The 21,371-nt window shown below is 60.4% G+C and carries 20 protein-coding genes; 14 read left to right on the top strand and 6 right to left on the bottom strand.

What is annotated here, in order from left to right; genetic code table 11:
• Positions 1-68: 68 nt before the first annotated feature.
• From RBB49_RS12360 to RBB49_RS12345, 4 genes are all read left to right on the top strand, one after another.
• Entirely contained in the window at positions 69-1,232 is a 1,164-nt protein-coding gene (locus tag RBB49_RS12360; protein WP_306143098.1) for a TRAP transporter substrate-binding protein, read from the top strand.
• Between the two features lie 92 nt (positions 1,233-1,324).
• Positions 1,325-1,993, top strand: coding sequence for a TRAP transporter small permease (locus RBB49_RS12355; protein ID WP_306143097.1), 669 nt, complete (start codon positions 1,325-1,327; stop codon positions 1,991-1,993).
• Positions 1,993-3,351: a TRAP transporter large permease gene (locus tag RBB49_RS12350; protein ID WP_306143096.1), complete on the top strand. Its 1,359-nt coding sequence runs from the start codon at positions 1,993-1,995 to the stop codon at positions 3,349-3,351. The genes RBB49_RS12355 and RBB49_RS12350 overlap by 1 nt, the downstream gene beginning before the upstream one ends.
• Before the next feature lie 9 nt (positions 3,352-3,360).
• On the top strand, positions 3,361-4,140 hold the full coding sequence (locus RBB49_RS12345; protein ID WP_306143095.1) for an IclR family transcriptional regulator: 780 nt from the start codon (positions 3,361-3,363) through the stop codon (positions 4,138-4,140).
• Between the two features lie 53 nt (positions 4,141-4,193).
• On the opposite strand, the gene RBB49_RS12340 is transcribed toward RBB49_RS12345, so the two are convergent.
• Together RBB49_RS12340 and RBB49_RS12335 are read right to left on the bottom strand one after the other, a co-directional pair.
• Positions 4,194-5,102, bottom strand: coding sequence for an oxaloacetate decarboxylase (locus RBB49_RS12340; protein WP_306143094.1), 909 nt, complete (start codon positions 5,100-5,102; stop codon positions 4,194-4,196).
• 64 nt (positions 5,103-5,166) lie between these two features.
• Complete coding sequence (locus tag RBB49_RS12335; RefSeq protein WP_306143093.1) at positions 5,167-5,841, bottom strand: IclR family transcriptional regulator; 675 nt, start codon at positions 5,839-5,841, stop codon at positions 5,167-5,169.
• 89 nt (positions 5,842-5,930) lie between these two features.
• Here RBB49_RS12335 and acnA point away from each other — a divergent pair, with 89 nt between their 5' ends.
• Genes acnA through rraA form a run of 3 tightly spaced genes read left to right on the top strand, consistent with a single transcriptional unit; the run spans position 5,931 to position 10,161 of the window.
• The gene (acnA, locus tag RBB49_RS12330) at positions 5,931-8,510 is read left to right on the top strand and encodes an aconitate hydratase AcnA (RefSeq protein ID WP_306143092.1); all 2,580 of its coding nucleotides are present in this window, start codon (positions 5,931-5,933) and stop codon (positions 8,508-8,510) included.
• Positions 8,510-9,664: a 2-methylaconitate cis-trans isomerase PrpF family protein gene (locus tag RBB49_RS12325; RefSeq protein WP_306143091.1), complete on the top strand. Its 1,155-nt coding sequence runs from the start codon at positions 8,510-8,512 to the stop codon at positions 9,662-9,664. Before acnA ends, RBB49_RS12325 begins: the two co-directional genes overlap by 1 nt.
• Entirely contained in the window at positions 9,661-10,161 is a 501-nt protein-coding gene (rraA, locus tag RBB49_RS12320) for a ribonuclease E activity regulator RraA (protein ID WP_306143090.1), read from the top strand. Before RBB49_RS12325 ends, rraA begins: the two co-directional genes overlap by 4 nt.
• Before the next feature lie 268 nt (positions 10,162-10,429).
• On the opposite strand, the gene RBB49_RS12315 is transcribed toward rraA, so the two are convergent.
• Genes RBB49_RS12315 through RBB49_RS12305 form a run of 3 tightly spaced genes read right to left on the bottom strand, consistent with a single transcriptional unit; the run spans position 10,430 to position 13,487 of the window.
• Positions 10,430-11,470, bottom strand: a complete 1,041-nt coding sequence (locus tag RBB49_RS12315) for an ABC transporter substrate-binding protein (protein WP_306143089.1) — start codon at positions 11,468-11,470, stop codon at positions 10,430-10,432.
• On the bottom strand, positions 11,440-12,825 hold the full coding sequence (locus RBB49_RS12310; protein WP_306143088.1) for a sensor histidine kinase: 1,386 nt from the start codon (positions 12,823-12,825) through the stop codon (positions 11,440-11,442). Before RBB49_RS12310 ends, RBB49_RS12315 begins: the two co-directional genes overlap by 31 nt.
• The gene (locus RBB49_RS12305) at positions 12,822-13,487 is read right to left on the bottom strand and encodes a response regulator transcription factor (RefSeq protein ID WP_306143087.1); all 666 of its coding nucleotides are present in this window, start codon (positions 13,485-13,487) and stop codon (positions 12,822-12,824) included. Before RBB49_RS12305 ends, RBB49_RS12310 begins: the two co-directional genes overlap by 4 nt.
• 114 nt (positions 13,488-13,601) lie before the next feature.
• On the opposite strand from RBB49_RS12305, the gene RBB49_RS12300 reads away from it, so the two are divergent.
• The 5 genes from RBB49_RS12300 to RBB49_RS12280 all read left to right on the top strand — a co-directional run bounded on the left by RBB49_RS12300 (position 13,602) and on the right by RBB49_RS12280 (position 18,723).
• Positions 13,602-14,582 (top strand): tripartite tricarboxylate transporter substrate binding protein, encoded by a 981-nt coding sequence (locus RBB49_RS12300; RefSeq protein WP_306143086.1) that lies wholly within the window; start codon positions 13,602-13,604, stop codon positions 14,580-14,582.
• 84 nt (positions 14,583-14,666) lie between these two features.
• A complete protein-coding gene (locus tag RBB49_RS12295; protein ID WP_306143085.1) occupies positions 14,667-15,158 on the top strand; it encodes a tripartite tricarboxylate transporter TctB family protein in 492 nt (163 codons plus the stop codon).
• A gap of 1 nt (position 15,159) precedes the next feature.
• Complete coding sequence (locus tag RBB49_RS12290; protein ID WP_306143084.1) at positions 15,160-16,683, top strand: tripartite tricarboxylate transporter permease; 1,524 nt, start codon at positions 15,160-15,162, stop codon at positions 16,681-16,683.
• Positions 16,684-16,711: 28 nt separating this feature from the next.
• Positions 16,712-17,905, top strand: coding sequence for a CaiB/BaiF CoA-transferase family protein (locus tag RBB49_RS12285; RefSeq protein ID WP_306143083.1), 1,194 nt, complete (start codon positions 16,712-16,714; stop codon positions 17,903-17,905).
• The gene (locus RBB49_RS12280) at positions 17,902-18,723 is read left to right on the top strand and encodes a citryl-CoA lyase (RefSeq protein WP_306143082.1); all 822 of its coding nucleotides are present in this window, start codon (positions 17,902-17,904) and stop codon (positions 18,721-18,723) included. Before RBB49_RS12285 ends, RBB49_RS12280 begins: the two co-directional genes overlap by 4 nt.
• Before the next feature lie 78 nt (positions 18,724-18,801).
• On the opposite strand, the gene RBB49_RS12275 is transcribed toward RBB49_RS12280, so the two are convergent.
• Positions 18,802-19,854, bottom strand: coding sequence for a LacI family DNA-binding transcriptional regulator (locus RBB49_RS12275; protein WP_306143081.1), 1,053 nt, complete (start codon positions 19,852-19,854; stop codon positions 18,802-18,804).
• Positions 19,855-20,009: 155 nt separating this feature from the next.
• On the opposite strand from RBB49_RS12275, the gene RBB49_RS12270 reads away from it, so the two are divergent.
• Both RBB49_RS12270 and RBB49_RS12265 read left to right on the top strand, forming a co-directional pair.
• Positions 20,010-20,189, top strand: a complete 180-nt coding sequence (locus RBB49_RS12270; protein WP_306143080.1) for a hypothetical protein — start codon at positions 20,010-20,012, stop codon at positions 20,187-20,189.
• A gap of 30 nt (positions 20,190-20,219) precedes the next feature.
• On the top strand, positions 20,220-21,362 hold the full coding sequence (locus tag RBB49_RS12265) for a TRAP transporter substrate-binding protein (RefSeq protein WP_306143079.1): 1,143 nt from the start codon (positions 20,220-20,222) through the stop codon (positions 21,360-21,362).
• Positions 21,363-21,371: the final 9 nt, after the last annotated feature.

Below are 21,371 nucleotides of genomic sequence, written 5' to 3'. Positions count from 1 at the left end.
TGAGTGTGATTAATAAACTGAGCAAAATTTCTCGGCGCGATTTGTTCCGCGTTGCAGGTACTTACGGGATGAGCTCGACGCTGCTTGCAGCGGGTACCTTCGGCGGTGCAATGAGCCTTGCCAACCTCGCGTCGGCGGCCGAATCAACCTACGACAAGCGCTTTTCCAAGCCGGCCAAGCATACGCTGAAGTTCGGTGCGGCGGGCTTCAATGCCCGGAACCTGCTGATCGAGCGGGCCGGTGCGCTTGAATTTGCGCGGGACCTGGAAGCACGTACGGACGGCGAGATTCGCATCGAGTTCATCGGCGACAACCAGATCTGCGGTCAGCTTTCCTGCGTGGAAAAGACCCAGCAGGGCATCATCGACATCTACGCCGCCTCGACACAGAACTCGGCAGGCGGTGCGCCTTACCTCAACGTTCTGGACTATGCGTTCATGTTCCCGGGCAGGGCATCGCAGTACTATTTCCTCTACAGCCCGGAATCGCAGAAGATCCTGCGTGACCCGCTCGAAAAGCGCCACGGCCTGAAGTTCCTGTTCAGCCACTGCGAGCTGCGCGGTATCCAGCTGGGTCTTGGATGGGAAGACCGTCCGACCGTCACGAAACTTGAGCAGCTGTTCGGTACCAAGAACCGCGTGACCGGAACGCAGCTCGGCCGTATCGCCATGAAGGCGCTCAACCTGAACCCGGTTCCGGTGGCCTGGGAAGAAACGCTCGACGGTCTGAAGCAGGGCCTGATCGATGGTGCGGAGACATGGGCGAGTGCCGTGGCATATGCCAACATGTCGCCGGTCGTCAGCCAGTCGGTCGACCTCAAGTTCTTCTGCGGCACGGAGCACACGTCGATGTCGGCGAGTGTCTTCGACAGCCTGGAAGGCAACCTGCAGGACGCGGTCATGGAATCCGCCTACTGGGCGCAGGCACACGTGCAGGCCGCCAACGAGGCTGCACTGGTTAAGACGGTCGGTTTCTCCGATCCTCAGCTGCCGGACACGATCTTTGTCGAGAACAACGTGCGTCCGGCCTTCCTGCCGGATAGCGAGATCAAGCTTGCGGAAGAAATGTGCTCGCCCGAGTTCCAGCCGCAGCTGTGGCAGGAATGGCGTGATCGTCTGAATGGCTGGGCCGGTGGCATCGACACCTACCAGGAAATCTACGACATCGCGCGCCGCATTCCGGCCGACATGAAGCCGGAGAACGTCGAGCCGCGGCGTTGGTGGAAAGGCTGATCACCCTTTAAGCTGACCGGGCTGGCGCGTCGATTCCGCGCCAGCCCTATTCGTCTTCAGATCGGGAAAACCGGCGGAACAGGGAGGGGCAGATGGCAATCTGGTCGGATCTTGGCGCGATCCTGAGCGCTTTAGCATCGCAAGACAGTTGGGAAATCCGCAACGCATTGAAATCGGAGGCTGCCTGGGTTCTGGGTGCCTTTGTCACGTTGGTCGGCGGCTTACTCATCGTCCTGATTTACCGGCTTGTACCCTTTCTCGACCGGCATCTGGAGCGCACCATCATGGTGTGGAGCTACCTCGCGATCGCCTTCATCATCTTCTGGGGCGTGATCGACCGGTTCGTATTTGCGAACCAGCAGCCGTGGTCGACCACCATTCCGCCGCTTTTGTTCATGATCATGACGTGGTTCGGAGCGGCCTTTAACGTGCGCCTGCGCACGCATCTGAGTTTCTCCGAATTCAGAATGGTCATGCCGCGCTGGGGACAGATGGCCTGTCTCTGCCTGGATGCTCTGCTCTGGTTCATCTTCGCGGTGATCGTTCTCGTCACGACCTTGAGGCTGACGGCGCTTTCCGCCTCGAACTTCCAGATCGTCCTGGGGACCGACAATGTCATGCAGTGGTGGTTCCTGATCACCGCACCGCTGTCCTTCCTGATGCTTGCGGCCAGGGTGCTTGAAAACCTTCTGGACGACATCCGGAACTGGCGCACCAACCAGCCGCTGATCAAGCAGGCCGTGATCGGGGAGGACACCTGATGACCGATGCAACCTGGGTTACCCTGATCTCAATCAGTGTCACGGTCCTGTTCATGATCGGCGTTCCGGTCCTGCTGGTGATCGCCTACTGGGTTATCGGATGCTCGTTCGTGCTTGGCCTGACGCTCGACAATCTCGGCGCGGAGCTTCTGAACGTCTTCAACAAGGGCTTCGCGCTTCTGGCGATGCCGCTGTTCATCCTGACGGGAGACCTGATCAACCGCTCCGGCATCGCCCGACGATTGTCGGATTTTGCCTATGCCGTGCTTGGCTGGCTGCGGGGCGGACTGGCAATGGCCTCTCTTGGGGCCTGCGGGCTGTTTGCCGCAATTTCGGGATCGAACTCGGCCACGACCGCAACCATCGGCTCCATGCTTCATCCGGAAATGGTCAAGGGTGGCTACGACGAACGTTTCTCGGCGGCAACGGCTGCGGCCGGCGGTACTGTCGGGATCATCATTCCGCCGTCGATCATCTTTATCGTCTACGGCTTCCTAATGAACCTGCCGATCTCCGATCTGTTTGTCGCGGGCATCATCCCCGGTTCGCTGATGGTTATCGGCATGCAGGTGGCCTGCTGGATCATCTGCCGCCTGAACGGGTGGGGGTTCCTGATTCCGTTCCACCTGAACCGGATCCTGAAAACCGCCTTCGGTGCCTGGCTCGGCTTCTTCGCCATCGGCCTGGTGTTGTGGGGCATCTACACGGGCAAATTCTCGCCGACCGAAGCGGCCGGTGTGACCGTCGGTTTCTGCATGCTCGCCGGTTTCGTCAGTTACCCGCTCAACAAGATCCTCGGCAAACGCGGCGATCGGCCGGTTGCTGAAAAAAGCTACGCCGAAATGTTCGTGGTTCAGGGCTTCACCGTCACCGAGGTTCCGTCGATCGTGATCCGCTCGGCCCAGATCACGGGAATCCTCGCACCGCTCATCGCGATTTCGGTCGTGATGCAGCAGATCCTGTCGCTTCTGGGAGCACAGGCGACAATCGGCGATTTCGTGACGTCGATGGGGGGCTACCACGCGGTCCTGTTCACGTCGATGATCATCGTGTTCGTTTCCGGCATGGTTCTGGAAAGCCTTCCGGTCACGATCATCCTCGCGCCGATCCTGGCTCCGATCGCGGCCTCGGTCGGCGTGGATCCGATCCACTTTTCCGTGATCTTCCTGGTCGGTGCATCCATCGGTTTCATTACGCCGCCTTACGGATTGAACCTTTATGTGGCGTCCGGCGTCACGGGAGTTCCCTATTTCCGGTTACTTCGTTATACGGTGCCTTACCTAGTCGCCCTGATCAGTGTCTGGATCGTCGTGTCTCTGACCCCTGAACTGGCGTTGATGCTGCTGCCGAACCGATGATTGCCGAAGATGTCAGACGACCAAGACACAGAAGAAGCAGGAAAAATTCCGACGAACCTGCGTTTGCTGGTCATTCTGGAGGAGGTCGCAAGAGCCGGGGTTCCGGTCGCGCCCTCCACACTCTGCGAACTGGTCGGATTGCCGAAGCCGACCGTTCACCGGTTGCTGCATACCGCCGAGACTGAAGGGTTCCTGCAGCGCAGCCTTGACGGACGGTCCTACGGTCCGGGCAAGCGAATGCGAAAGCTCTCGACGAACACGTTGTCGTCTCAGCGCATCCGGACAGAGCGCCTGAGGGTGATGCGCGATCTTGCTTCGGATGTGGGCGAGACCTGCAATCTTGCGGCGCCCGGACGCGACGGCATGGTCTATCTGGACCGTGTCGAAACCCACTGGCCCCTGCGCATTCAGCTGCCGATCGGAACGCAGGTTCCGTTTCACAGCACCGCAAGCGGCAAGATGTATCTGTCCACGTTGCCGGGATCGGTTCTCGACCGGCTGCTTTCCTCTGTTGAACTGGAGCGGCGGACCGATCAGACGCTGGTCGAGCCCGAAGCGCTGAAGCGTGAGCTGGCGGATACGAAAACACGCGGCTTTTCCGTCGACAACGAGGAATTTATGGACGGGATGACAGCCGTTGCCGTTGCGATCCGCGACGACAGGGGGCGTTTGATGACAACGTTGTCCATTCACGCACCCAGGCAGCGGCATGATATTGACAGCCTGATCACCCAGTTGCCGAAGCTTCAGGAAGCCGCATCCAGGCTCGAACAGATCGTGCTGGAGTAACCGATCCAGGATTTCGGTGTGTACCGCACTGCTTTCCGCGCAGATGGCCCGTTCTAATCGGCAGCATACTCTTTCTCGAGAGCGTCGTAGAAGTCCTTGTGGACCGCGTTCTGGCGGACTTCGAAACTTGCGACGAGGTCACCTTCGTCCATGCGGCCGTCCGTTTTCAGCACGGCCAGCGCGTCATGCATGCCCTTGAGAGCTCCCTGAAGCGCGACGTTGGCGTAAAGCACCAGTCCAAATCCCATGTCGTCGAGATTGGAGAGATCCAGGATCGGCGTTTTGCCGCCGACGACGAGATTGATCAGTTGCGGTGTGCCGGCGAGCCGGGCAGGGATGTCGCGGATGTTTTCAAGCGTTTGGGGCGCTTCGATGAAGGTGATGTCGGCGCCGTCTTCGATGAAGGCCTGGGCGCGTTCGATCGCGGCATCGAAACCGTGCGTCGCGCAGGCGTCGGTGCGGGCGACAATCTGGAAATTCGGGTCGATGCGTGCATCGGCTGCAGCCTTGATCCGGCTGCGCGCTTCTGAAAGGTCAACCACGTCCTTGCCTGAAAAGTGCCCGCATCGTTTCGGATTGACCTGATCCTCGAGCTGAATGGCGCTTGCACCCGCACGTTCAAGCGTGCGCACCGTGTGGGTAACGTTGAGCGCATTGCCGAAACCGGTGTCCGCGTCGACCACGATCGGAAGGTTTGTCGTGTTGCGGATCGTTGACGTGTGCTGTGCGATTTCGGGCAGCGAGATGAACCCGAGATCGGGCATGCCGAGATAGGTGTTGGTGAGACCTGCGCCCGAGATATAGACCGCTTCGAACCCGAGCCCGTCGATGACCCGCGCGGCCAGGGCATTGGCTGCGCCCGGCATCAGGACAGCGCCGCCGCGCGCGAGGCGTTCCCGAAACGCCTTGTTGATTTCGTGGTTCATCATCTTCGCGAACTCCGGTTCGGTTGCCTTGTGCATCTGACTAAGCTGAGCCCTGTCGATTGGCAAGCAGTGGCGGGAAGCGTTCTGTCAGGCGAAACGTTCAGTCCGCCGCCATGAGGCTCTTGGCGAGGCTCTCCAGGAGAGGGATTGCGTTGGCACGCGCCTCTTCGTCAAACCGGGTGGCAAGACCGGAGACGGTGAGTGCGCCTGCCAGTTCACCGGTGTTTTTGAAAACCGGTGTGGAGACAGAGGAAATATTGGGATTGGTCTGGCCGACCGTGCTGACAGTCCCGTTCCTGTTGAAGTGGGCGAGGTCACCGACATCGTCCCCCGAGAAGTGACGCAGAACCAGACCGGACGCGCCGGTCGAGAGTTTCAGACGCATGCCCTCCTCGACGTGGAAGCGCAGCAGGTTCGGCGAATTTTCCCTGTATAAACAAACGCGTTCATTACCAACACGTACATAGAACGAGGCTGTCTCACCGGTTGCTTCGGCCAATATGCGGAGTGAGGGTGCAACATGTTCCCGCTTGGTGAAGTCCCGACGGAAGATCAGACCGAGACGCCAGACACTCGGTCCGACGCTATAGCGGCCATCTTCGTCGCGCTGGATGAACCCGTAGATCTGCATGGAATTGGTCAGCCGCAGGATCGTGCTCTTGTGCAGTCCGGTCTCTTCGGCGATCTCCGCCAGGGTCATGACCGGTTTTTGAGTAGAGAAAGCGCTCAGGATGGAGAGCGCCCTTTCGACGGATTCAGTACGATTGGTGGCCATTTGCGTTCTATCAAGTGAAACGGTGTGAGAAGCACCTTGCTGCAATCCCTGCAGACTGTCTAGCTTTGTATCAACTGAGGAGAGGCAAAGTGCGCACCCATCCGATTGCAAATTCATCATTTCTGGCGGCAGACTATCGCGGCATCCTGGGCGACAGATACCGGAGCCTGCCGTATTCCCTCCGGCTTCTCGCCGAAAATGCGGCGCGCCACTCGCCCGAGGGAGCGGCCGCCCTCGACGTGCTGGCGCGTAATGGTGAGGCGGTTCCCTTCCGGCCGGCAAGACTGCTGCTTCATGACATGCTCGGGATCCCGGCTCTCATCGACATCATGGCGATGCGCAACCTGCTCGAGGAGCAGGGCGGTGATCCGCTCAGCGTCGACATGAGCCTGCCGGTCGATCTCGTGATCGATCACTCCATGTCGATCAATCACTGGGCGGACAGGTTCGCCCTTGAAAAGAACATGGACCGCGAATTCGAGGTCAACCGCGAGCGCTTCGCGTTCCTGAAAGCCTGTGAGACCCGGTTCCCGCGCCTGCGCGTCATGCCGCCCGGCGGTGGCATCTGTCACCAGGTGAACCTTGAATATCTCGGACAGACCGTCCTGCCTTCGAACGAAGACCCGGGTCTTCTCATACCAGATTCCTGCCTTGGAACCGACAGCCACACACCGATGATCAATGCACTCGGCATCATGGGCTGGGGCGTCGGCGGACTGGAAGCCGAGGCCATTCTGTTTGGCGAAACCACGCCTGTGAATGTGCCGCGCGTGATCGGTCTTGAGATCAGCGGGGCCCCGTCCGACGACATCATGGCAACGGATATCGCACTGGTGATTGCTGAAAAACTGCGCGCACTCGGTGTCGTCGACACGTTCGTCGAACTGTTCGGCTCCGGCTATGGCTCGCTCAGCGTGGCGGACCGGGCGACAATCGCGAACATGGCGCCTGAATACGGGTCCACGATGGTGTTCTGTCCCGTCGACGAGCGCACGACAGCATACTTGCGCGATACGGGCCGCGGCGAGGCGGCTGCCACGACGGAGACGTACTGCAAGGCGCAGGACCTTTGGGTCAAAGGCGCTGATCCGGCCATCGCGTATGACGAGGTTGTCCATCTCGATCTCAGCGCCATCGGTCGATCTGTGTCCGGCCCCTCGCGCCCCGAGCAGCGGATCGACCTGGCAAACGCCAGCGACCGGCTGAAACTGGAGGGTGAAACCGCGCGCCGTGTCGGCGTGCCGGACAAGGACCACGACATCGGCGACGGCGACGTGATTATTGCCGCGATAACCAGCTGTACGAACACGGCCAATCCGCGCAACATGGTGACGGCGGCCCTGATGGCGCGCAATGCCGTTGCCCGTGGTCTGAATGTTCCCCCTCACGTCAAGACGTCTCTCGCACCGGGTTCGAGGGTTGTTGCCGGGTACCTTGAGAAGAGCGGACTGCAAACCTCACTCGATACGCTCGGCTTTGAAGTGGCCGCTTTTTCCTGTTCCACCTGCAACGGCATGTCGGGCCCGCTCGACCCGGCGCATGAAACGGCCATCAAGGAAAACGATATCAAGGGGATCGCGGTCCTGTCCGGAAACCGGAATTTTGCCGGACGTATCCATCCGCTCGCGTCGCGAAACATGATTGCCTCGCCGCCACTTGTGGTCGCCTACGCCCTGATGGGAACAATCCTCAAGGACATCACCTCCGAGCCGCTCGGCACCGACCAGGACGGCAATCCGGTGATGCTGTCGGATCTTTGGCCAAAGGCAGATGAAGTAACGGAGATCGTCGAGACCTTCGTGACACCGGAGGAATTCAGCACGAACTATGCGGCAATCGGCGACATCAACACGCACTGGAATGCTCTTGAGGTTGGGCAAGGAACCTATGACTGGGTGCCGTCCAGCTATATCTCGTTTCCGCCATTCGTGCGCGAGATCGACAGCAAGACACCGCCGCTGAGCAACCTGAAGGGGTTGCGGCCGCTGGTCATACTCGGGGACAGCGTCACCACGGACCACATATCGCCGTCCGGCATCATCACGCCGGAATCGGAAGCGGGCCAGTTCCTGCAGAAGCTGGGTGTCTCGCCGCGGGATTTCAATTCCTTCGGGACCCGGCGCGGCTGTTCGGATGTGGTGGTGCGCTCAACCTATGCCAACTACCGCCTCCGCAACGAGATGACGCCGGACAAGGAAGGTTCATGGACCCGCGTCGAACCGGAGGGCCACGTCACCTCGATCTACAAGGCGATCGAGACCTATCTCGAGCGCGGGCAGAAACTCGTCGTGATCGGCGGCAAGGAATATGGCTGCGGCTCATCGCGCGACACGGCGGCCAAAGCGCCATGGCTCGCCGGTGTCCGGGCCGTGATCGTGGAAAGTTTCGAACGCATCCACCGGTCCAATCTGGTCAATATGGGCATCGCGCCGCTCTGTTTTCCGAAAGGTGTCACGCGTCATACGCTTGGACTGGACGGCAGCGAGACCTATGACATCGACTTCGGTGCGGACCTGACGGGTGCCATGCTGACGGTGCACCGCAAGGATGGCAGCTACGACATGACACCGCTGGATCTGCGTCTCTATAATGACGGCGAACGTGCGACCTTCGCCGAAGGCGGGCTGTTGCCGCGCGCCTTCAGAAACTTCCTTAAAGGAGCCGCCTGATGCCAGAGCGCCTGCGCGCAGCCTTCTATCGCGGCGGAACATCCAAGGCGGTTGTCTTCAACGGCGCGGACCTGCCGGCCGGAACGGCGGTTCGGGACCGGATCTTCCTGCATGTGCTGGGCAGCCCGGACGCTTATGGACGCCAGCTGAACGGGATGGGCGGCGGGCTGTCGTCGCTGTCCAAGGTGGTGATTGTCAAGCCGTCTGATCGTGAGGATGCGGATGTCGACTACACATTCGTACAGATTGCCGTCGACGAGCCGCTCGCGGACTACGGGTCGGCCTGTGGCAACATGGCGAGTTGCGTCGGTCCCTTCGCCGTTGATGAAGGCATGATCGATCTTGCTCCCGGACAGACCGATGCGCTCGTGCGGATCTATGACACCAATACCAAACGCATCTATCACAGCCGGTTTCCCGTTTCGGACGGCAAGGCCGTTGAAGAGGGCGATGTGTCGATACCGGGTGTTTCCGGCACCGGGGCGCCCGTGGTGCTGGAATTCCTGACACCGGGCGGCGCGGCCACGGGAAAGCTTCTGCCGACAGGCAATGCGGTCGACGACCTGACCGTTCCTGGACTGGGTAAGATCAAGGCCTCGCTTGTTGATGCCGCCAATCCCGTCGTTTACGTGCGCGCGTCCGATCTCGGCAGGACGGCAACGGAACAGCCGGGGGATCTCGACGGTGACAAGGACCTGATGACGCGCATCGAGGCCGTCCGCCGGGCGGGAGCCGTGGCCATGGGCATGGCTGATACGGCGGAGGACGCGAAGCGTTCCAATCCGAAAGTGGCGATGCTCGGGCCGGCCGCGCAGTTCACGTCGCTCGACGGAGCAAGCCATGAGAAGGCGACGCATGATCTCAATGTGCGTCTTGTCTCCATGGGCAATTTCCATCGGGCGATCACCCTGACCGGTGGGATGTGCACGGCGGTTGCTGCGCAAGTGCCCGGTTCGCTGGTCCAGGAACTCGCCGGGATCGACGGCAGGGACCTTCGTGTCGGAACCCCTTCGGGCGTTCTCACGGTCACGGCCGATGTACGTGCCGGAGCCGACGGACCCGAGGCCTTGAGCGCCGGGACTTTCCGCACGCAGCGGCGCATGATGGAGGGAGCGGTGCTTTATCCGTCCAACCTGCTGAAGGAGCCCTCATGAAGCATTCAGTGCCATTCCACCCGACCTGTGATCTCAACGACACCCATCCTGACAAGGTCCGGCTTGTGCAGTTGCCGTTCCGCGACTTCGGCACGAAGCGGGCCTTTGCCGGAAAAGTCCGGACAGCGGTGATGGTCGAGGACACAAAACTGGTTCAGGACGAGCTGTTCTCGGCCAAGGGAGAGGGCGGCGTGATCGTGCTGGACGGGGGCGGTTCGATGCGCACGGCGCTGCTTGGGGACAGGATGGGTGAACGGCTCATCAACAACGGCTGGGCCGGGATCGTGATCAACGGAGCGGTCCGTGATGCGCAGTTGCTGGCCGATCTTGATCTCGGTATCAAGGCGCTTGGAACAAGCCCCATCAGATCGGCAAAAGCGGGCACGGGTGCCATCGATGTGCCCGTGGCCTTCGGGAGCGTTCTCATCGAACCCGGCATGTTCATCTATTGCGATGCCGACGGCGTGCTCATTACAGATGAACCGCTCACAATTTAGAGCATCGGACGGTGAATGTGCACCATTTGACCGTATCTCCTTTGTCTGCTGAGGAGGCGGATTGCGCGCCGTGGTGTTTCCCACCACAAGTGCGATCCAACGATGTCAGCGGGCAAAGGAGACCGGCCCTTCGGGTGATGGAAAGCAACCCATCGGCAGCGTTGCGCCGCTTGCCCGATACACCGCATCGCCCTGCGCGACGCGCCTTGCCGAATGAGCTGCTTGCCAACATCAAATGGTGCACACTTACCGTCCGATGCTCTAGGTCTCATGGCTGCACCATGGCGTTCAGCCAGGCGCGGATGAAGGTTCTGCGCTTGAGCTGATCCAGATAGACAAGAAGTCCGGGTCCGAGCCGGATCGGCCGGAAGGCGGCTTCCCGTTGCAGGACGGCCGGGTCGATCGACGGCAACCCGGTCAGGTCTTCGATAAGCTGCCGGTTTTCCGCGGAAACGAGGAAATCGATGAACTGACCCGCGAGATCCGCATCGCGGGCGGTTGTCGGGATCAGGACCGTGCGCAGCATCACGGTGGTGAAATCCTTGAACTGGAGGATGTCCAGGTCCGGGTGGTTTTCCAGATGCTGCGCGGCATAACTGCCGAGCACGTTATAGGCCAGCGCCAGCTGGCCATCGGCAACATCTCCGATCATCTGGCTGGAGCAGCAATAGAGCCTCGCGTTCAGTCTTCCCATGACCTCGGCCATGCGCCAGAGCGATTCAGATTGGCGCGAATCCTGCGTTGCGAAGAGATATCCGGCACCGCTTTCCCGGATATCGTAGGTGCCGACCCTGCCGTTGAACCTGTCGGGATTTTCTCTCAGGAGCGCAATCAGCTCGTCCCGGTTCGTGGGCTGCGGCAGGCCTTCGAACGCTTCCCTGGAATAGACAAGCACGGCGGGTTCCTGCGTGAAGGCAAACAACCGGTCCCGCCATTTCGCCCAGGAGGGCAGCGACCCGGTTTCGGCAGAGACATGGCGCTCGGCAAAGCCGTCGTTGACGAGCTTGGTCTGCAGGTCCATGGCGGAGGAAATAGCGATATCGAATTCGGCATTTTCCTCAAAAAGGGCTTTCATCAATTCGCTGCTGGACGCGGTGACGTAGCGCACCCGGACTGTCGGGTTGCGCTCCTGAAAGGCATCGACAAGGGGCGAGAAGATGTCGAGGTCCGCAGTTGAAATGATGTTCAAGGTTGCAGATGGATTGTCGACGTCGAACAGGCGTTCTTCTTCGGCAACAAAAGCATGCGCCGGTGTCGCCAGAGCAATCAGCCCCGTGATCAGGCCGAGGGCAAAGTTATGGAGGCGCACGTTCCTCTCCCTTCCGGATTGTCCGTCAATGCCAGCGTTCCACCGTGCGCCCGCACGACTTCGTCCACAATGGTCAGGCCGAGGCCGGAACCGATAATATCCTTCACGTTGTCTCCCCGCCCGAAGCGCTGCGTCAAACGTTGCCGGTCACCGTTTCCAAGGCCCCGGCCTTCGTCGAGAACATCCACCTGCACGGTGGACGTATCTTCCGATATCTCGACCCTGATCCTGCTGTCTTCCGGTGAATACTTCACGGCATTGTCGAGCAGGTTTCGCAGGGCGTTCTGGAGAAGGATTGGATCCCCCTCGACGGAACTCGTGGTATCTGAACCGGAACAGGTGATGCGGATATCCTTCAGGTCCGCTGTCGGACTGATCGACCGGATCACGTCCTGGGCGAGATCCTTCATGTTCAGTTTCTCTTTTTCCAGATTGTCCGAGCGCAGCGCCACCATGGCATGATCGAGAAGCTGCCCGGCGGAGCGCGAGCTTTCGTCCGCTGCTCGGATCACTTCACGCAGGATCTGCTTGTTTTCCGGCTTGCGCACGCTGCGCATGGCGATTTCGGACTGCGTCCGCACCGTTGCGAGCGGCGTGCGCACGTGATGGGCTGCTTCGGCGATGAAGTCTTCGGTTCGCGCCAGCGACGCGCTCAGGCGGGCCATGAAGGTGTTGAGCGACTGGAGCAGAGGAACAAGTTCGGTCGGCGCGGATGTTTCAACCGGACTGAGATCCTGGGGACCGCGCCTTTCAACCGATTGCGCGAGCCGGTTGAGCGGACGCATGGCGTTGTTGGTGGCGAACCAGCTGAGCGCACCCGACAGCAGAAAGAAGCCCACGCCGGCGGCTGCCGCCGCAATGGAGATCTGAAGCGACACAGCGGCAAGGCCCAGTCGTGTCTGGGCGACCAGAACCGTCAGGATTACGGTTTCATCGCCGACCGTGAGACGCCTTGGAAGGGCTGCAACGCGGACTTCGTCACTCTTGTAGATCGAGGTTGCAAAGACCGCTGCGCCTACTTCCGAAGCGGCCGGCGGCATCGGCAGGTCATCGTAGCCGGTCACGGTCAGATCGTCCGCCGTGACACGATAGAAAACCCGTTCTTCCGCGATCGAGCCGAGCATGGAGAGGGCGGAATAGGGGACGTCCACAAGGATCTGGCCGCGTTCGGCACGGGCCGCCTCCGATATCGCTGTGGCGGAGGCGATCAGAATGTTGTCCTGCGTTGTCTCGGCGGCCTGCTGCGCAAGCGCGCGCACGGTGAAATAAAGCGCGACGGAGAGGATCGCGGCCACCAGAAGAAGCTGAAGCAGGAGGCGTCTGCGAAGGGAACCACGCGCATGGACGGTCGTCATGTGGCGGTCATCCGATAGCCGACCCCGCGAACGGTCTCGATCCTGACGCGGCCGCCCTGCAGTTTCTTGCGGACCCGGCCGACATAGACCTCGATGGCGTTTTCCGAAACGTCCTCGTCATATGAAAACAGCCTGTCGACCAGATGCGATTTCGAAAAGATCATGTCCGGCGCGGAGAAGAAGACTTCCAGGAGACGCAGTTCGCGGTTCCTGAGATCCGATACTTCGCCCGCGACCGCGACAGTACCTGCCAAAGGATCGAAGATCACGTCCTCGAAGGTCTTCTGGTTGCGCGCCGCACCCTGTCTGCGCCTGAGCACGGCGCGGCACCTGGCTTCCAGTTCGGAAAAGTCGAACGGCTTGGTGATGTAGTCGTCTGCGCCGAGATCGAGCATTCGGACCCGATCCGAAACTTCCGAGCGTGCAGTCAGAACGATCACCGGCGTGTCGTTGTCGCCCGTACGGTGTGTTTCGAGAAAGGTCCTGCCGTCGCCGTCGGGGAGCATGATGTCGAGCAGAATCAGTTCGTATCCCGTCGAGGCAAGACAGTCCGCAGCGGTCTCCAGATCAGGTGCGTGATCGACCACATGCCCGTCCAGACTCAGCCGGTCAACAATGGCCTTTGCCAGTTTTTCGTTGTCCTCGATCAGCAGGAAGCGCATGTTTTCAGCCGTTTGCCAATGTTTTTGATGACGTGACAGGTTCCTGTCAGCTTTCCCACTTCTTTTGTGGTTTGCAAGAGGCTCGTGAAGCCTCTGCGTGTCTGGGAGGATATTATGACACTTATGAAGATGACCCGCCGGGTCGTTCTGGCGGCTGCTGCCGCGTCTCTTTCATTCGCAACACCGACCTTCGCTGACGAAGTTGTCGACAGCATTCACTTCCTGATCCCGGGCGGCGCCGGCGGCGGCTGGGACGGAACCGCGCGCGGAACAGGCGAAGCCCTGACCAAAGCCGGTCTGGTCGGTTCGGCATCTTATGAAAACATGTCCGGCGGCGGTGGCGGCAAGGCCATCGGCTACCTGATCGAAAACGCCGACAGCAACCACGGCACGCTCATGGTCAACTCGACCCCGATCGTGATCCGCTCGCTGACCGGTGTGTTCCCGCAGAACTTCCGTGATCTGACCCTGGTTGCCGGCACGATCGGTGACTATGCGGCGCTTGTGGTGCCTGCGGACAGCTCCATCCAGGACGTCAACGGCCTGATCGAAGCCTTCAAGGCTGATCCAGCTGGAACCGCTGTTGGCGGCGGCTCCGTTCCGGGCGGCATGGACCACCTCGTCGCGGCCATGGTTTTCCAGGCAGCCGGCGCTGATCCGGTTGCGCTGAAATACGTGCCTTACGATGGCGGCGGCAAGACAATGGCCGGTCTGCTTTCGGGCGAAGTCCAGGCTGTTTCCACCGGCTTCTCCGAAGCTGTTGAACTGGCCAAGGCCGGCGAAGTCCGCATCATTGGCGTGACGGCACCTGAGCGCGTGGATGCCTATGCAGATGCACCGACCATGGTCGAGCAGGGCAACGACACCACCTTCGTCAACTGGCGCGGTTTCTTTGCTGCACCGGGCCTTCCGGCTGACAAGCTGGCTGCCTATCAAGGTGCGATTGCCAAGATGTACGACACCCCGGAGTGGGAAGAAGTCCGTGCACGCAACGGCTGGGTCAACATTCACAACCCGGGCGATGATTTCCGCTCCTTCCTGGAAGAGCAGGAGCAGGTGATCGGCGATCTTATGAAGCAACTCGGCTTCCTCTAAGCACCGGTTCAAACCGAGAAGACGAAATGCGCGTCCGGGTCCTCCCGGACGCGTCGACCAATCAAGAAATCCTGGGGGGGAACGATGGCGCTCGACCGCTGGCTGGCCCTAGTCATCCTGCTGATCTGTCTGGCCTATGGCTATGCAGCTTATTTCACCATGGACGCGCTGCTGCCGCCGATCATGAAGCGCAGTCCGATCTGGCCATCGAGCTTTCCGAAAGTCCTGGTGATCGGGGGCATCCTTTTGTCCCTTTCCATTCTGCTGGGCCTGGAGAAATCTCCCGAAAAGAAGGACGCCGCGGACATCAACCTGTCGCGTCTGCATGAATACAAGGTTGGTCAGGCGGTGCTGTTGCTCGCCCTGATGGTCGCCTATGCGCTGCTGCTGAGACCCCTTGGTTTTCTCGCAGCCACGTTCCTGTTCCTGACGGTCGGCAGCTTCATTCTTGGAGAGCGCCGTTACATTACGATGGGGCTTGTTGCGGCCATCGCGGCGGGGACGGTCTGGTACCTTGTGGATGTGGTGCTTGGGATCTTCCTGAGTCCTTTCCCATTTTTCGTGAGCGGGGGCTGAGATGCTTGAAGGACTTCTGACCGGCCTCTCCACGGCCTTTACATTCACAAACATCCTGATGGTCGTCGGCGGCTGTCTGATTGGCACCTTTATCGGCATGTTGCCGGGCCTTGGTCCGATGTCGATCATCGCCATCATGATCCCGGTTGCCATCACGATCGGCGATCCGTCCGCGGCCCTGATCCTGCTTGCCGGTGTCTATTACGGTGCCGTTTTCGGCGGGTCGACATCCTCTATCCTGATCAACGCTCCTGGCGTTGCTTCCACCGTTGCGACCTCGTTCGACGGGTATCCGCTCGCGCGAAAAGGACAGGCGGGCAAGGCGTTGACGGTTGCCGCCATCGCCTCGTTCTCGGGGGGCACGATCGGTGCGATCCTGCTGATGGTGTTCGCACCTGCGCTGGCGTCTGTCGCGCTGCTTTTCCACTCGTCCGAGTATTTCGCTTTGATGGTGGTCGGCCTGTCGGCGATTGCCGCCTTCGCCGGGACCGGACAGGTGGGCAAGGCGCTGCTGATGACCTTTCTCGGGCTGATGATGGCAACTGTCGGCGAAGGCGTCCTGTTCAACGCGCCGCGCTTCACCATGGGCGTCATGGACCTGCAGTCGGGCTTCGGCTTCATCACGCTTGCGATGGCCATGTTCGCGCTGCCGGAAGCGATCTTCCTCGTGCTCGACCCGAACCGTTCGAAGACCGGGGATGGCAGCGACGGTGGAAAGATCAAAAATCTGAGGATCACCGGCGAAGAAGCCCGCAGCATCACGCCGGTCATTGGCCGCCAGTCGCTCCAGGGGTTCTTCATCGGCGTCCTGCCGGGCGCCGGCGCGACCATCGCGTCGTTTCTCGGTTATGCGGTTGAGCGCAATATTGCCTCCAAGGAAGAGCAGGAGCAGTTCGGCAAGGGTTCGGTCAAGGGCATTGCCGCTCCGGAAAGCGCAAACAATGCTGCCTGCACGGGATCCTTCGTGCCGCTGCTGACCCTCGGCATCCCAGGTTCCGGCACAACCGCGATCCTGCTGGGGGCGCTGATCGCGCTCAATGTCAGTCCCGGTCCGCGCCTGATGGTGGACGAACCGCAGATCTTCTGGGCGGTGATCATCTCCATGTATCTCGGCAACCTGGTTCTGCTGATCCTGAACCTGCCATTGATCCCCTATATCGCGAAGGTCCTCGCAGTTCCGCGTAACTACCTGATCCCGTTCATTTTGTTCTTCACCTTGATGGGCGCCTATATCGGGCAGAACAATGCAACGGAACTGCTGATCCTTGTCGGCTTCGGGATCTGCGCCACGCTGTTCCGGTTTGCGGACTATCCGCTTGCACCGCTGCTGATCGGGTTCATTCTCGGGCCATTGCTTGAGAACAACTTCTCCCGCGCGATGCAGCTTTACGATGGCGTCGGCTTTGTCTGGGAACGCCCGATGACGCTGGCGCTGCTGATCCTTGCCGTTGTGCTTGTGGTTCTGCCGGGGTACCGGGCAAGACGCGCCAGGCTTCGCGCCGAAGGCGTTGCCGACGGGGATTGATTGACGGCCGGATTGAGGAACGCGCCAGGTGTCGACACCGCTTGAAGGGATCAGGGTCCTTGACCTGACAAACGTGCTGGCCGGCCCCTTTTGCTGCCATCACCTGGCGCATCTGGGGGCGGAGGTGATCAAGGTCGAGGCCGCCGGCCGGGGCGATCTTGCACGCAAGCTCGGGGCAGACCCTGACCTGAACGACAAGGGAATGGGTGTCTCGTTTCTCGCCCAGAACGCAGGCAAGAAATCGGTCACGGTCAATCTCAAGCATCCGAAGGGCAAGGAATTGTTCCTGAGGCTCGTCAAGACCGCGGATGTGCTGGTGGAAAATTTCCGTCCGGGTGTCATGGACCGGCTCGGCGCCGGCTACGACACGCTGAAAACGCAGAACCCCCGGCTGATCTACTGCGCCATTTCCGGCTTCGGCCAGGACGGACCCTGGGTCCACCGTCCGGCCTATGACCAGATCATTCAGGGTGCATCGGGTGTCATGTCGATCACGGGTGACAAGGACAGTGCACCGCTCCGGGTCGGATATCCGGTTGCCGATACAGTGGGTGGGATCACTGCGGCATTCGCCATCTCGGCTGCACTGAATGCCTCACCAAGAGGCAGCTTCATCGACGTGTCGATGCTGGAATCGGTTCTGGCAACGATGGGCTGGGTGGTGTCGAACTACCTCAATGCAGGTGTCGAACCGGCTGCCAACGGCAACGAGAATGTGACATCGGCACCCTCGGGTGCGTTCGAGGCAGGCCATGGCTTGCTCAACATCGCGGCGAACAAGGACGAACAGTGGGTATTGCTCACGGATCATCTGGGCCTGAGTGAGCTGCGTGAGCGGCCCGACTATGCGACACGCGAAGACCGGAAACGGAACCGGCTGGCACTCAAGGCAGACCTGGAAACGGTTCTGAAAACCCGTCCTGCGCGCGACTGGGCCAAGGAACTCAATCGCATCGGTGTGCCTTCGGGCGCCGTGCTCACGGTTCCAGAAGTGCTGGAGATGCCCCAGGTTGCTGATCGCGGTTTTCTGGGCACATACAAGAATGTCCCCGGTGTCGGGCGCGATATCACGGTCACAAGGACGGGTGTCAAACTCGATGGCAAGGCACCGGAAGTCGATGCGCCACCGCCGCTCCTGGGAGAGCACAATCATGAAATCTGGTGCGACCTCGGTGTATCCGAAGCGGAGCTGAAGGCGTTGCGGGAAGATGGTGCGTTATGAGTTCATCCGGCAAGGACGTTTCGGACTGGTGGTCGACGGAGATCATCGACATGGTGCCGGGCCAGATCCGGTTTCGCGGCCATCCGATTGAAGAGCTGATCGGCAACATATCGTTTCCGCAGATGATCTGGCTGATGACGCGCGGCGACCTGCCGGATGACGGCCAGGCAAAGCTGCTCGAATGCGCTCTTGTGGCGGCGGTCGACCACGGGCCGCAAGCGCCTTCGATTGCCGCCGCACGCATGGCGGTCACGTGCGGGCTCGGCCTTAACGGAGCCATGGCCTCGGCGGTGAACATGCTTGACGATGTCCATGGCGGGGCCGGCGAGCAAGCCGTGGAACTCTATGTTTCAATTGACGAAGCAACTGCCACCGGGCTTACGCTTGAAGAGGCGGCTGCGCAGGAGATCGACCGCTGGCAGGCCGAACGAAGCCGGTTCGTTCCCGGGTTCGGGCACCGGTTCCACAAACCGGAGGATCCGCGCGCTCCCCGGCTGCTCGGGCTTATCGATGCGGCAGCTCGGGAGGGAACGGTGAGCGGACGGTTTGCCGCCATCGGCAGAGCCGTTCAGGAGATCCTCAACACCCGAAAAGGCAAACCGGTACCAATGAATATCGATGGTGCCACGGCGGTCGTTTATGCGGAACTCGGTTTTGCGCCGCAGTTGGCGCGCGGCCTGTTCTGCCTGTCCCGCTCGGTCGGCGTGCTTGCCCATGCCTGGGAGCAGATGCAGCAGGGCGGACGGAACAAGGGACCGACACCTCCGGCCTATCGCTGGACCTACACAGGGCCGAACCCGATCGAGGACCTGGATTGAGGGTTGCCGCCGGGGCCGGTTCATTTGCATCAACGCGCCCAGCGTCTTACGGCATGCGTACCTCGCCTCAGAAAATCGCTATCGTTTTGAGGAACCTGTCTGCGGAGCCGGGCCAAGCGTGTTCCTACGGCAGATCGTCGTGGGGAGTTCGACGCTTTCCGGGCGCTCGCCGCTGATCGCGCTCATGAGCGCCCGCGCTGCACATTGCCCCATGCGCCGATGGGGGACGTGAACGGTCGTCAACGGCACCGGCGCGACACTGGCCAGCTCGATGTCGTCGAAACCGGTGATCGAAACATCGCCCGGTATGCTCATGTTCAGGGCGGTGGCGGCACGCAGCGCGCCGACCGCAAGAACATCGTTGCCGCACATGACGGCGGTCGGACGAACGTCCCGCGACATGAGGCTGCGAAAGGCCATGTCTCCCTTTTCGATTGAATACTGCGTTTCCTGGACGATCAGGTCCGACGGGTCCAGGCCGGCCGCTGCCATGGCATCGCGAATTCCGCTGACACGATCACGCGCCCGGTCGTTGGCGGCGGTGTCGGCCGAGATGCAGCCGATAACGGTGTGGCCGTTCTGCAGGACCAGTTCGGCGAGCGAGCGCATGGCAAGACGGTTGTCGAAACCGACCGATAAATGCCGTTTTTCCGGATTGGACGCCCAGGTCAGCACCGTGGGTATGTTTCGCTTTGCCAGATAGGTGTAGATCTGCGGATTGCGCTGGTAGCCGATCAGGAGCAGGGCATCCGCGCCCCGGACCGTCAGTGTTTTTATCTGTTCTTCCTCAAGATCTTCACGGTAGGAAGAGGAAGCAACGAGAAGCGTGCAGCCGTTTTGCTGAAGCTCTTCCTGGAAAGCCTGAATGCCGCGGGCGAAGATTGCGTTTTCCATGGTGGGAATGATCGCACCGATCGTGTTGGTACGACCTGCCGCGAGCGCGCGGGCGCTGTAATTCGGCGAATATCCCAGTTGATCGACCGCATCCATGACGATCTTCAGCGTCTTCTTGGTGACCCGGTCCGGTGTGTTGAGACACCTGGACACGGTCGCCGTCGACACACCTGCCGTAGCGGCGACGTCAGCTAGTGTCGGGACTTCTCCGATCAGTGAATTCGTGACTTCTTCCATCTGTCCAGTTGAGCGTTGAAACGAGACACGTGTCAAAGGTTCGGACACCCTTATATGCATTTTCATTTTCAGAGAACGATTTTTTCTGCTTGCAAATAAAAATGTAAGCGCTTACATTTTTGAAAGCCGGGTTATCTGATCGTTGGGAGGTGATCATGCTTTTGGTTTTGGCGGCCGTCCTGTTTGCCGCATTTGTGATCAATGTTTCGATCGGTTCATTTGGTGCAACGCCGTTGCTTGGCAACGTTGGCGAGATGCTCTTGCTGTTCGCCATCTCGATTGCGTTCACCGCAGCAGTCCTGAAGAGAGAAGCAAAGAAAAGAACCGGCGAATAACTGAACTTGTTGGATTTTTGGGAGGAAAACATGAAGAAAACAGAAGATCTCGCCTCGCATGAGCGCCGCAATTTCCTGAAGCTTGCCAGCGCCGGCGGCTTCACGGCGGCCGTCGTTGCAGGTGCAGCGGGTGTGCTCTGGTCAGACACTGCAGTGGCTCAGACAGCGCAGGAAGAGCGGTCACGCGAGCAGGCTGCCGACCATATCATGACGCTTGCAACCGCCTATGTCCTGGGCGCGTCGCGCAGCTATCCGATCATGCAGCTCGATCTGAAGGAAAACATCCAGAACGCGACGAACGGCAAGGTTTACGTCAAGCTCGCACCTGGCGGACAGCTGGGTGCCGGTGGCGCGCTGGCACAGGCCGTCCAAGGCGGCACGATCCAGGCTGCGCAGCATTCCCTGTCGAACTTCGCTCCGTTCGCATCGGCTGTCGACCTCATCAACATGCCGTATTTCTGCGGCTCCAACCAGCGCTTCACGAACCTCGTGACGTCTGACGCCTGGAAAAAGGAAGTGCATCCGAAAATCGAGGCTTCCGGCTTCAAGGCGCTTTTCTACGTCGTCATCGACCCGCGCGTCGTCGCCGTGCGCAAGGGCGGCAACAAGGTGATCACACCGGCTGATCTTTCGGGTGTGAAGTTCCGCGTTCCCGGTTCCGCGATGCTGCAGCAGTACTACCGCATGGTCGGTGCAAACCCGACGCCGGTTGCATGGGGCGAGACACCGTCGGCCATCAAGCAGGGTGTTGCCGATGCGCTTGATCCGTCCGTCGGCGCTCTCTACGTCTTCGGCTTCAAGGACATCCTGAGCCACGTCACCTTCACCCAGGCGGTGCCGGACAGTCAGGTCTACTCGATGAACCTGGAGTGGTTCAATTCGCTGCCGGCCGATGTCCAGGAAGGCATCGAATTCGCAGGCGAAATCACCGCCCAGCAGAACCTGGCGAAAGTTCCGGCCGCGCGCGCCTACGCGATGTCCGAACTGGTGAAATCCGGCGTTGAATTCCATTCGCTGTCTGAAGATCAGCTTGCCGAATGGAAAGCTGCCGGTGGATACCAGCGTGAAGAGTGGGATCAGTTCAAGGTTGAGCTTGCCGGTTCCATGGACGCCTTCGGCCGCCTTGAAGAAGCTGCCAACACGATGGGCCGTTACTACGTCCACGACGCATGATCTGATGCG

This window comes from Roseibium sp. MMSF_3412 (assembly GCF_030733265.1).
Classification (GTDB): domain Bacteria; phylum Pseudomonadota; class Alphaproteobacteria; order Rhizobiales; family Stappiaceae; genus Roseibium.
Note: the sequence above shows the minus strand (reverse complement) of the source record. Positions and strands in the feature narration are given on the sequence as shown.